Raw genomic sequence first — 13,209 nt, forward strand, 5'->3', positions numbered from 1 at the left:
GGGGATATGAGTTATGAATAAATATCTTGAATATATAAAAACATCACTTCTAGCAAAGATAACATTAGCTTTGTTAGTCATAGTTACTTTATTGGGTATCTATTGTATGACACAAATATATATCTATTTACCAACCCAAATCTTTGTTATGGGAGTTGTGGTTTTTATAGTTATACTTGCATTATTATGGCTTACTCATTATAAAGTACCTAAAGTGAGTGTTGTTGTAGAGGTGCTTGTATGCGGCTGTTTGATAGCTGGTGTTTTTGCAACAAATAAAGTCAATACATTTACTGAAAAAGTAACCGAAACAAAAGAAGTTGAAACAGTACAGATTGTAGCCTTGAAAGATTCTAAAATTACAAAAGATCAATCATTTAATAAATTGACAATGGCTTATCTACAAGAAGATAATAATGCCTATACACGTTCTTCAGAAATCTTAAAAGACAATAAGAAAAAAGTAAAAAAAGAAAAACCATATAAGAATATGGAATTAGCATATAAGGATTTAAAAAATCATAAAGTTGATTTATTGGTTTTAACGAATTTAAGTAAGAGTGATTTATCATCAGTTGAAGAAAATTATCCTGATCAAATCAAAGTTATTTTATCTAAAGATTATGCTTTAGAAAGTGCCAAGGCCAAGAGTGTCAATATTTCTAAAGAACCATTTACAATTTATTTCCAGGGGGCTGATTTATCTTCAGGTGATAATATTAATTCCGTAGGTAGAGGCGATGTCAATATTTTATTAACTGTGAATCCCAATACTAAAAAGGTAAATATGCAAGTTATTCCAAGAGATTTATTTGTTTATATTCCTTGTAAAGATGCAAGCAGTAAATTATCTTATAGTGGATGGTGGGGAGGTATTCAATCTTCCATTGCAAGTATTGAAAAAGCTTTAGATGTTGAAATTAATTATTATGCTAAGATTAATTTTGATGGCTTAACTGATTTAGTAGATGCATTAGGTGGTGTTAAAGTATACAGTCATTATACATATAGTGCAGGTGGGTATAACTTTGTAAAAGGTTATAATGAAGTTGATGGTCCTAAGGCTTTAATGTTTGCTCGAGCAAGAAAGATGCTTCCATTAAATGAAAGATCACGTGGATATCAACAAATGGAATTAATCAAAGGTATTTTTACGAAGTTTGCACAAGAACCAACTTATAATCATGCAATGAGTGTCATTGATTCATTAGAAAATAATTTTACAACAAACCTTCCTAAAGAAGATTTTGTAAAGGCATATCAATTAGTGGTTGAACTATTACCTAAACTTCAAACAATGGAAAATCATTCTATTGAAGGTGAATATAAATGGCATCATGATGAAGTCAATTCAAACTATTTATATTATTTCTATCCAAATAAGGGAGAATTAAAAGCTGTAAAAGAAAGAATTGATAGTGTTTTAAATGGTCAGTAAGGAATGAATAAGTCATTCCTTTTTTCTTAAGAAATTATTAAGATTTATTATCTTGATATCAAATGAAAATAAGTTTATAATGCTAGACAAATAGGAAGGTGATTAAAATGAATCCTAAAGTAAAAGTAAGATTAAGAATATTAGCTATATTAACAACATTGATATGGATGATAGTTATTTTTAGATTTTCAATGGATACCGGAACGTCTTCACATGAATTAAGTGATTTGTGTGTTCGAATATTTAATAAAGCAGTCTATTCTTTCACAGGTAAAGATTTAACAATATCTATTACGCCTGAACACTATGCACTTATTGAGTTGTTTTTTAGAAAATTAGCGCATATGAGTATTTATTTTGTTTTGAGTATTAATGTCATGATTGTTTTATTTACTTTCAATATAAAAATGTCATTAAAAATGTTTATTTCAGCATTATTCTGCTTTTTATATGCCTTGAGTGATGAATTTCATCAAATGTTTGTTGATGGTAGAGGAGCAAGTTTTACTGATTGTCTCATTGATACTTCAGGCGCTTTATTAGGTATTATAGCAGCACTTATTTTATATTGTATTTTATATACATTGATGACAAAATATCAAAAAAGAAAAGGGCTTATTAAAGGAGCCTATGATTAAGCTTTGAAGATGTGGTAAATGACATTTATTTCATCCTTTTGTTTTATAAGGGTATTTATCAGAAAAAGAACGTCAATGAATTAAGAACTTTGTGAATGTTTTATGGTGAAACTAAGAGTAGTCAAAGAAAGGCGTATCATTATGAAATAAGACTTTAAACATGAGAGTGCTTTATTATTTCTTCTCTCACAAAGATAATGTTTATTTAATGAATTAAATGTGAGATAAAGAAACAATCTTATATCAAAATTGAATATCCATTATATAATCTCTTTAAAAGAAATGAAGAATAAAAATGTTGAATTACAAAAAAACTTGACCATTCCTAATAGGAATGGTTTAATTTTTTTTAGGATGTGATGAATATGGATAAATATTATAAAACAGGTGAATTTGCAAAAATGGCAAATCTTTCTATAAGAACAATTCGATACTATGATAAAATAGGACTATTAAAGCCATCTAAGATTGCCGATAATGGTTATCGTATGTATAGTGATAGAGATTTTATGAAATTACAGAAAATATTATCTTTAAAATATTTAGGTTTTTCTTTAGATGATATCTTTTCTATGACTGTAAATGATAGTTATTTATCTTTACAACAATCTTTATCCTTACAAAAGAAAATGATTGATCAAAAAATTGAACAATTACAAAATATTAAATTATCATTAGAAAAAACAGAACAATTTATAACGCAAAGTCAAAATATTGATTGGAAAGCAATATTAGATAATATCAATTTTAATACTATGGAACAGGATTTATTAGAACAATATAAGAACTCAACAAACATTAATATTCGTATTAAATTACATGAAAAATATTCAATAAATCCAATTCATTGGTTTGAATGGATGTTTTCACAATATCACTTAGATAATGGAATGAAAGTTTTGGAAATAGGTTGTGGGAATGGAGAACTTTGGCAACGAAATCAAAAAAATATTCCAAATATCCAATTAACTTTAACTGATATATCCCAAGGTATGTTAGATGATGCAAAAAATCGTTTAAAAGATATAAAAGATATAGATTATCAATGTTTTGATTGTCATCAAATACCTTATGACAATCAAACATTTGATATTGTTATTGCAAATCATGTTTTATTTTATGTACAAGATATTGAACAAGTTTTAAAAGAAATTAATCGAGTTTTAAAAAATGATGGTATTTTTTATTGTAGTACGTATGGGAAAAAACATATGAAAGAAATTACTGATTTGATTAAAGAGTTTAATCCTAAAATTACTTTATCTAATATTAAATTGTATGATGTATTTGGGTTAGAAAATGGAAAAATAATTTTAGAACCATATTTTAAAAAAATAGAGACTTTGATTCATGATGATTATTTATTAGTCAATGATGTTAATGATATTATTAATTATATTTTATCTTGTCATGGGAACCAGAGCGAATTTATTTTAAAAGATTATGAATCTTTTAAAAGATATATGGAAAAGAAAGTAAAAAATGAAATTAAAATCACAAAAGCTGCAGGAATTTTTATTTGTCGAAAATAAGTGTTGACCATGACGTTACGTCATGGTTTATATTTTAGTTATAATCAAAATGGAGGTTTTACTATGAAGGGAATTATATTGGCAGGCGGAAGTGGGACACGTTTATATCCTTTGACTCAAGTAACAAGTAAACAATTGTTACCAATTTATGATAAACCGATGATCTACTATCCATTAAGTATTTTGATGAATGCGGGCATCAAAGATATTTTAATTATCTCAACCCCAGATGATACACCTAGATTTCAAGAATTGTTAGGTGATGGAAAGCAATTTGGAATTCATTTACAATATAAAGTTCAACCATCTCCTGATGGCTTAGCACAAGCTTTTATTTTAGGTGAAGAATTTATTAATGGGGATAGTTGTGCAATGATTTTAGGAGATAATATCTTCCATGGTCATGGTTTAACAAAACGTTTACGTGATGCAGCGAATAAGAAAACAGGAGCAACTGTTTTTGGATATTATGTTGATGATCCTGAAAGATTTGGGGTTGTTGAATTTGATAAAGATGGTAAGGCTATTTCAATTGAAGAAAAACCAGAACATCCAAAATCAAATTATGCAGTTACAGGGTTATACTTCTATGATGAAAAGGTTGTTGAGTATGCAAAGAGTATTCAACCTAGTGCTAGAGGTGAATTGGAAATCACTGATTTAAATAGAATCTATTTAGAAAAAGGTGATTTGGAAGTGACTTTATTAGGACAAGGATTTACTTGGTTAGATACTGGTACACATGAGTCATTAGTAGATGCAACAAACTTTGTAAAAACAGTTGAAACGCATTCTAATAGAAAGATTGCATGTTTAGAAGAAATCGCTTATGATAATCATTGGATTTCTAAAGAAGATTTAGAAAAAGCTTGTGAATTATATAAGAAAAACCAATATGGTAAATATTTAAAAGATGTTTTAGAAGGGAAGTATATAGATTAATGAAAGTTATTCAAACAAAAATTCCAGGAGTATTGATTATTGAAACAGATGTTTTTGGTGATCATCGTGGTTATTTTACCGAAACATATTCTAAACCTAAATATGAGAAATTAGGAATTACTGTTGATTTTGTTCAAGATAATATGTCTTTTAGTGCACAAAAAGGAACATTAAGAGGATTACATTGGCAAAATCCTCCTTATGCACAATCAAAGTTAGTCTCATGTACAAAAGGAAAAGTTATTGATGTTGCTGTGGATATTAGAAAAGGAAGCCCAACATATGGAGAATGGGTATCTGTTGAATTAAGTGCAGAAAATCATCGTCAATTCTTTATTCCTCAAGGCTTTGCTCACGGATTTTTAACATTAACTGATGATGTAGAGTTTAGATATAAAGTAGATAATGTTTATAACAAAGAATCTGAAGGTGGGATGCGTTATGATGATCCAACAGCTAATGTTGATTGGGGTGGATTATTAAATGGTATTGAACCTGTTTTAAGTGAAAAAGATATGACAGGACCAACTTTAGAGGAATCAAATAATCAATTTGTATATGAAGGAGATAAATAATATGAAAATTTTAGTTACAGGTGGAGCAGGATTTATTGGTGGAAATTTTGTTCATTATATGGTTAATAAATATCCAGAAGATATGATTGTAAATTTAGATTTATTGACTTATGCAGGAAATTTGGAAACATGTAAACCTGTCGAAGGAAAACCAAATTATAAATTTGTCAAAGGTGATATTGCTGATAGAAAGTTTATCTTTGATTTGTTTGAAAAAGAAAAATTTGATGTTGTTGTGAACTTTGCTGCTGAATCTCATGTGGATAGAAGTATTGAAGATCCTGAAAGTTTTGTAAGAACAAATGTTATGGGAACAACAACTTTATTGGATGCATGTAATAAATATGGAATTCAAAGATATCATCAAGTATCTACTGATGAAGTTTATGGTGATTTACCATTAGATAGACCAGACTTATTCTTTACAGAAACAACACCATTACATACATCTAGTCCATATAGTTCATCAAAAGCATCAGCGGATTTATTTGTGTTGGCTTATTATAGAACATATGGATTGCCAGTTACAATCTCTAGATGTTCAAATAACTATGGACCATATCATTTCCCAGAAAAATTAATTCCATTAATGATTTCAAGAGCATTGGCTGATGAGTCATTACCAGTTTATGGTACTGGGGAAAACGTGAGAGATTGGTTACATGTTTATGATCATTGTGTAGCTATTGATTTGATTGTTAGAAATGGTAAAGTTGGTGAAGTTTATAATGTTGGTGGACATAATGAACGAACAAACTTAGAAGTTGTAAAAACAATCTTAAAAGCTTTAGACAAACCTGAATCATTAATTAAGTTTGTTGAAGATCGTAAGGGTCATGATAGAAGATACGCTATTGATCCGCATAAATTGGAAACTGAACTTGGATGGAAACCAAAATATAATTTTGATACTGGAATCCAACAAACAATTAAGTGGTATCTCGATAACAAAGAATGGTGGCAAAATATTCTTTCTGGAGAATATCAAAACTATTTCCAAAAAATGTATGTTGAAAAAGGTAGAGTTGAAGAATAAAAAGTAAAACCCCATCTATGATGGGGTTTCTTAGAAAGGAAAGCATATGAAAATATTAGTTACAGGTGTAAAAGGTCAATTAGGTTATGATATTGTTAATGAGTGTCAAAAAAGAAATATTGAAGCCATTGGTGTAGATATTGAGGAAATGGATATTACTAATGCTACACAAGTTTGTGATGTCATTACGCAAGCTAAAGTAGATGCTGTTATACATTGCGCTGCTTGGACAGCAGTAGATAAAGCAGAAGATGAAGTTGATATGTGTCGAAGGGTAAATAGAGATGGAACTGAAAATATTGCACGCGTATGTGAAGCATTAGATTTACCATTAATGTATTTTTCTACTGATTATGTTTTTAATGGTCAAGGAGAAATGCCATGGAAAGAATATGATTTTAGAGAGCCATTGAATGTTTATGGACAAACAAAGTATGAAGGTGAATTAATTGTTGAAAAGTTAAAAAAACACTTTATAATTCGTATTTCATGGGTATTTGGATTAAATGGAAATAACTTTATTAAAACAATGCTACGTCTAGGTAAAGAAAGAGGAGAGGTTTCAGTGGTAAATGATCAAATTGGCTCTCCTACATATACGTATGATTTAGCAAAATTATGTGTTGATATGATTCAAACTCAAGAGTATGGAACATATCATGCATCTAATGAAGGATATTGTTCTTGGTATGATTTTGCATGTGAAATTTTTAAACAAGCACATATGAATGTAAAGGTAACTCCAGTAGATTCAAATGCTTTTCCTGCAAAAGCTAAAAGACCATCTAACAGTCGAATGAGTAAAGATGAATTAGATAAACATGGATTTAAGAGATTGCCTACATGGCAAGACGCATTGGAAAGATATTTAAAAGAGATAAATAGTTTGTGATATTTATACAGATTAAGTATAATAATTTTATTAGGGATGGGGAAAATATGAAAATAATTTTAAAATGGATATTATCATTGAGTATAACCAGTTGTTTGTTATCTTATGGAGGAACAAACGTTTACGCACAAGACAAAAAGAAAAACAATGAAATTTCAACAGTATATGAGGACAGAAAAAATGAAAATGTTGATGAACGGATTGTTCAAGAATCAGCAAATAGAGGGATGCAAGAAGCAGAAGAGTTAAAATACCAACAATGGCTAAAATCAACAAATAACTTTCCTAAAACAAAATCAGCTGGTCCTTATTGGAAAGGTAGTTCTTCAAAAAGATATTTTTATGATGCAAATGGTAAGCAATTTGGATTAGGTACATCTAAAAAAGTTATTGATGTTTCAAAGCATCAAGGAGTAATTGATTGGAATGCTGTGAAATCATCAAATCAAGTTGATGGAGCAATTGTTCGTTTAGGATATGGATGGTATTCTAATCAATATGATGAGCAAGCTGCAAGAAATATAAAAGAATTAAATCGTTTAGGTATACCATATGGTGTTTATTTATTCAGTTATGCGCAAAATGCTAATGATGCAAAGAAAGAAGCAGATTTCTTTGCGTCATTAATAAAAAAATATAATGTAAAAAATACATACCCAATTTATTATGATATTGAAAGTTGGGAATATAAATCTGATGGAAAAACAGTTAAGTCTCCTTCGTCAGTTTCAACTTACGAACAAATAATTAGTTCATTTATGACACAAATGAAGAATAAAGGATATTCGACTAAAGTATATAGTTATAGAGCCTATTTACAAAAACAACTTAAGAGCCCTAGTATTTTGAAGCATGTTGATTGGATTGCTGCTTATACAGATACATTGGGATATACCAATTCTTACAATCAAACAAATAGTATTGGATGGCAATATACATCTAGTGGCAGTATTCCAGGAATCAAAACAAGAGTTGACATTAGCGCATTTGCAATAAATCCTAATCCTTTAGTAACATACCAAGCACATTTGCAAAATAGAGGATGGATATCAAGTGTAAATGATGGAATTACTGCGGGCACAACTGGGCAATCTTTACAATTAGAAGGAATAAAAATTATATTAAACTCAGGATTATCAGGAAATATTGAGTACAGTGCACATGTACAAGATATTGGTTGGCAACCATGGGTAAAAAATGGTCAATTAAGTGGAACAACCGGGAAAAATAAAAGGATAGAAGCAATTAAAATAAAATTAACCGGAGATATAAGTAAAGATTATGATGTATATTATAGAGTTCACAGCCAAAAATATGGATGGTTAGGATGGACTAAAAATGGTAGTATAGCCGGAACTATTGGGGAATGTTATAGAGCAGAAGCCATACAAGTCATGCTTGTAGGTAAGGGATTACCAATATCAGGAAACATATCAAATTCAGTATATTATAAACAACCGCTTGTAAGTTATAGAACACATATTCAAGATATTGGTGATTCATATTATGTTAGTGATGGGGTGATCAGTGGTACTACTGGTAAAGCATTACGTATTGAAAATGTAAGAATTGATATTTCAAAATTGATATCTCAAAGTGGGTATAATGGGAATATTTCTTATTCATCACATATTCAAGATAGGGGTTGGCTGGATTATGTAAAAAATAATTGCATTAGTGGAACCTATGGAAAGGCTTTACAACTTGAAGCTGTAAAAGTAGAATTGACAGGAGAAGTAGCAAACTACTATGACATATATTATAGGATGCATATTCAATCAAAAGGATGGACTGGTTGGGCGAAAAATAATGCAATGTGTGGGTCTACAGGGCTTATATTAAGAGGAGAGGCAATAGAAATAAAAATTCTACCCAAAAATGCAGAAGCTCCAGGTAGTGTTTCCAATACGTTTTATAAGAAATAAAAAAGTAATTTTATAATTTTATGAAAATAGGATGTCTACTAAAATTAGGATTATTTACTTAAGATGATGACAGTATGAGAAATTGTGCTGTCTTTTTTTATTTATTATATTGGATCAAGATTCTAAAATAATTTAATTTTTATAATAAATAATGCATAGCAAGATAAAATAGATTATTATATTCAATCGTTATTTTAATAAATATTACTTTGTGGGAAATGATTAGAGTTAAAATAAATATCCAAAGGACTATATTTTAAAAGTTGATGAATAAAATTTTGAAATAACTAACTTTTATCTAATATAGTAACTGTTTTTTTAAATATTTGATTAGTTGTATTCTAGAAAAAATATTATAATATGTTTATTTGAAGAGTATTAGATAACAAATGTTTTATAAAATAAATACTATAAAACAGTAATTTTAATGTATTTGAAAGATTCTAACTTAGTACATTATTGTAAACTTTTACGAACATAGAATATTTATATGGTTTATATAGATATTCTACTATTTTGACTGTTTTTTATCAAGTTTTTTTAAGTTTACTTTTAAAAACGGATACCACATAATTATAACATGGCTGATGAAGCTATATATGTTTCATGTTGTTTTTATCACGTAAAATGTTATAATATTAAAAAACATGACAATGATTGACGAATATTTTAATATGTGTTATAAATGTTGGGAATGTGAAGGGAGCAAGTATTATGAGGGAAAATATCTATGCTGTATTATTATTTGTTATGGAATTAATTATTTTCTATATTTCATGTACAATATTAGATATTTCTAATCAATTAGTTTTGAAAATTGGAATCCTTTGGTTTGGGCTTATTTTTATTTTTAAACATTATAAGATTGAATCAACTTTAGTTTGGGATGAAATTCGAGATGATACAAAATCATTTTTAGCATTTTGTTTGTTAATACTTGTTATTGATTATTCTAAAATATCATTCTATTTTAGGATAGTGTTATTAGGCTTTATAATGCTTGTTATTTCTATTATTTTGAATAGAATGTTAAGAATAGTTTTGAGACAATATCTTGCAAGAAGAACACTTATTATTGGGACTGGTAATGATGCATATAGAGTTGCTAGTATTTCACATAACAATAGATTTGCTTTAACAGAAGTTGTTGGTTTTATCAAAGTTAAGAATGAGATACAGGCTCTGGAATTAATAAATCATGAAAAATTTAGAGTTTATAATTTTGAAAGTTTAGATAGTATTTTAAAAGAAGAAAAAATTGATCAAGTTATTATTGCAATACCACAGGCAACACGTGAACAAATTGATACTGTATCTAAAAAATTATTTGGGAAAGTACAGATTATTAAAGTATTGCCTGAGTTGAATTTTACAATGACTTTTAACTCAAAAATCAATGATTTTGATGGTGAGCTATTAATATCCACATCACGAGGAAAACTTGGTTTTGTAGAAAATATTATAAAGCGTTTAGTAGATATTTGTGCTGGACTTGCAGGATGTTTATTATTAATACCATTAACATTATATGTATCGCATAAAAATAAAAAAAACGGTGATACTGATCCAATATTTTTTAAACAAGAAAGAATTGGATTACATGGAAAGCCAATATACATATATAAATATAGATCAATGGTCCCTAATGCGGAGGTGGTTTTAGAGGAATTAATGGAAAATGATCCAGCGATAAGAGAGGAATATTTAAAAAATAAAAAGATTGTGAATGATCCACGGATAACTGAAGTAGGAAATTTTTTAAGAAAAACATCTCTAGATGAGTTCCCACAGTTTTGGAATGTATTAAAGGGTGATATGAGTTTGGTTGGACCGAGACCATATTTACCTAGAGAAAAGGAAGACATGGATATTTATTATGATTCAGTTATAGAATGTAAACCTGGTATTACAGGAATGTGGCAAGCAAATGGGCGTAGTGATGTAGGGTTTGAAGATAGGTGTAAATTAGATGATTATTATTATCGCAATTGGTCTTTAGGATTAGATTTGATTATTATTTATAAAACAGTTAAAAGTGTATTTTATGGTAAAGGTGCTTTATAGCATGTCTTTAGCAAAATATATTCATTGAGGAAAGGATATTTATATGAAAATTACAGTAGCAGGAACAGGATATGTTGGATTAAGTATAGCAACATTATTAGCACAAAATAATGAAGTTATTGCTATAGATATTATTAAAGAAAAAGTTGATATGATTAACAATCATATTTCACCAATTAAAGATAAAGAAATTGAGGAATTTTTAAAAGATAAAGAATTAAATTTATTAGCAACTTTAGATAGTGAGATTGCGTATACAAACGCTGATTATATAGTTGTAGCAGCACCAACAAATTATGATGATACTACAAATCAATTTGATACAAGTGCTGTTGAAAGTGTCATTAAAGAAGCTATTAAATATAATAATGATGCAACAATAGTTATTAAATCTACTATTCCTGTAGGATATACTCAATTAGTGAATAAAAAATTTAATACCAATCGTATCATATTTTCTCCTGAATTTTTAAGAGAAGGAAAAGCTTTGTATGATAATCTTTATCCTTCAAGAATTGTAGTTGGAGAGCAAAGTAATAGAGCAAGAGTATTTGCAAATTTATTAAAAGATGCAGCTTTCAAACAAGAAATACCAATATTACTTACTAATTCTACAGAAGCAGAAGCAATTAAACTATTCGCTAATACGTATCTTGCTTTAAGAGTTGCATATTTCAATGAATTGGATACATATTGTGAAATTAAGAATTTAAATACTAAACAAATTATTGAAGGTATTGGTTTAGATCCGAGAATAGGAAATCATTATAATAATCCATCATTTGGATATGGTGGATATTGTTTACCTAAAGATACTAAACAACTAAAAGCTAATTATAAAGATGTACCTGAAAATTTGATAAGTGCAATTGTATCAAGTAATGAAACTAGAAAAAAACATATTTCTGATATGATTATTGAAAAAAAACCTAGTGTTGTTGGGATATATAGATTAACTATGAAAATGGGATCAGATAATTTTAGAGCTAGTGCTATCCAAGATGTTATGAAAAATATTAGAGCGGAAGGAATAGACATAATTATTTATGAACCTACTTTAAAAAAAGAAACATTCTTTAAATATAAAATAGTGAATGATTTCGAAAAATTTAAAGAAATGAGCGATGTAATAGTTGTTAATAGAATGGATGATGAATTAAATGATGTTATTGATAAAGTATATAGTAGAGATTTATACAGGAAGGATTAATATATGAAAAAAATTTGTTTTGCTGCTTCTTCTGGTGGTCATTTCGAACAATTGATGATGTTATATCCTTTAATGAAAAAAAACAATTCTTTTATTATCACTGAAAAAGCAAAGTATGATGTTAATACCAAAAATATAAAGACATATTACCTGAGACAAACAAATAGAAATGAATTGATGTTAATTATAAATTTATTGATTAATTTATTGAAATCTATTTATATTTATTATAAAGAAAAACCTGATATTGTCATATGTACAGGTGTATTATCTATGATACCTATTTGTTTAATTGCAAAAATAAATAGAAAAAAATTGATATATATAGAATCTTTCGCAAAAGTTAATTCTCCTACTTTAAGTGGTAAACTATTATATAAATTTGCTGATGTTTTTTATGTCCAATGGGAGTCAATGATAGATATATATCCAAAAGCAAGATTTATTGGATATATATATTAAATTAGGAGGTTATTATGATTTTTGTTACATTAGGTTCACAGAAATTTCAATTTAATAGGATTTTAAAAGAAATTGATTATTTGATAGAGAAAAATGTTATTCAAGAAAAAGTATTTGCTCAAATAGGAGCTAGTACTTATTCTCCTAAATTATATGAATATAAAAATTTTTTAAATCAAAATGAGTTTAATCAAATAATGAATCAATCTTCTTTAGTTATTACACATGCAGGGACAGGAGCAATTATCACTGCTTTAAAATCTCATAAAAAAGTAATTGCAATACCCAGACTATGTAAATATAATGAACATGTTGATGATCACCAATTACAAATTTTAGAAGTTTTTACTTCTCAAAATTATATTTATGGTATTACTGATATAAAAAAATTAGAAGAGGCATTAATTGCTATTAAAAAAAAGAATTTTTGTGAATTTAAATCAAACAATTTAAAATTCTTAGAAGATTTGGAGAAAGAATTATTGTAGGAGGTTA

The 13,209-nt window shown here is 27.9% G+C and carries 12 protein-coding genes; all 12 read left to right on the forward strand.

The window, feature by feature from the left end; all coding sequences use genetic code 11:
• Positions 1-13: 13 nt before the first annotated feature.
• The 12 genes from EDD60_RS01015 (at position 14) to pssE (ending at position 13,202) form a co-directional block, all read left to right on the forward strand.
• Positions 14-1,438: an LCP family protein gene (locus EDD60_RS01015; protein ID WP_066450922.1), complete on the forward strand. Its 1,425-nt coding sequence runs from the start codon at positions 14-16 to the stop codon at positions 1,436-1,438.
• Between the two features lie 107 nt (positions 1,439-1,545).
• Complete coding sequence (locus EDD60_RS01020; RefSeq protein WP_066450919.1) at positions 1,546-2,076, forward strand: VanZ family protein; 531 nt, start codon at positions 1,546-1,548, stop codon at positions 2,074-2,076.
• A 365-nt stretch (positions 2,077-2,441) separates the two neighbouring features.
• Positions 2,442-3,608, forward strand: coding sequence for a MerR family transcriptional regulator (locus EDD60_RS01025; RefSeq protein ID WP_207905268.1), 1,167 nt, complete (start codon positions 2,442-2,444; stop codon positions 3,606-3,608).
• A gap of 63 nt (positions 3,609-3,671) precedes the next feature.
• Positions 3,672-4,550 (forward strand): glucose-1-phosphate thymidylyltransferase RfbA, encoded by an 879-nt coding sequence (gene rfbA, locus EDD60_RS01030; RefSeq protein WP_066450905.1) that lies wholly within the window; start codon positions 3,672-3,674, stop codon positions 4,548-4,550.
• The gene (rfbC, locus tag EDD60_RS01035; RefSeq protein WP_132226117.1) at positions 4,550-5,125 is read left to right on the forward strand and encodes a dTDP-4-dehydrorhamnose 3,5-epimerase; all 576 of its coding nucleotides are present in this window, start codon (positions 4,550-4,552) and stop codon (positions 5,123-5,125) included. Before rfbA ends, rfbC begins: the two co-directional genes overlap by 1 nt.
• Before the next feature lies 1 nt (position 5,126).
• Positions 5,127-6,161 carry a dTDP-glucose 4,6-dehydratase gene (gene rfbB / locus EDD60_RS01040; protein WP_066450900.1) on the forward strand — a complete coding sequence of 345 codons (1,035 nt, stop codon included), beginning with the start codon at positions 5,127-5,129 and terminating at the stop codon, positions 6,159-6,161.
• A gap of 46 nt (positions 6,162-6,207) precedes the next feature.
• Positions 6,208-7,053, forward strand: coding sequence for a dTDP-4-dehydrorhamnose reductase (gene rfbD / locus EDD60_RS01045; RefSeq protein WP_066450897.1), 846 nt, complete (start codon positions 6,208-6,210; stop codon positions 7,051-7,053).
• Between the two features lie 47 nt (positions 7,054-7,100).
• Entirely contained in the window at positions 7,101-8,978 is a 1,878-nt protein-coding gene (locus EDD60_RS01050; protein ID WP_132226118.1) for a GH25 family lysozyme, read from the forward strand.
• 714 nt (positions 8,979-9,692) lie between these two features.
• Positions 9,693-11,042: an exopolysaccharide biosynthesis polyprenyl glycosylphosphotransferase gene (locus EDD60_RS01055; protein WP_066450893.1), complete on the forward strand. Its 1,350-nt coding sequence runs from the start codon at positions 9,693-9,695 to the stop codon at positions 11,040-11,042.
• A gap of 43 nt (positions 11,043-11,085) precedes the next feature.
• Positions 11,086-12,252, forward strand: coding sequence for a nucleotide sugar dehydrogenase (locus EDD60_RS01060; protein WP_066450890.1), 1,167 nt, complete (start codon positions 11,086-11,088; stop codon positions 12,250-12,252).
• 3 nt (positions 12,253-12,255) lie between these two features.
• Positions 12,256-12,714, forward strand: a complete 459-nt coding sequence (pssD, locus tag EDD60_RS01065; RefSeq protein ID WP_066450888.1) for a PssD/Cps14F family polysaccharide biosynthesis glycosyltransferase — start codon at positions 12,256-12,258, stop codon at positions 12,712-12,714.
• A gap of 14 nt (positions 12,715-12,728) precedes the next feature.
• Positions 12,729-13,202 (forward strand): PssE/Cps14G family polysaccharide biosynthesis glycosyltransferase, encoded by a 474-nt coding sequence (gene pssE / locus EDD60_RS01070; RefSeq protein WP_066450886.1) that lies wholly within the window; start codon positions 12,729-12,731, stop codon positions 13,200-13,202.
• The last annotated feature ends 7 nt before the right edge of the window (positions 13,203-13,209 follow it).

It is taken from the genome of Longibaculum muris (assembly GCF_004343035.1).
GTDB lineage: Bacteria > Bacillota_I > Bacilli_A > Erysipelotrichales > Coprobacillaceae > Longibaculum > Longibaculum muris.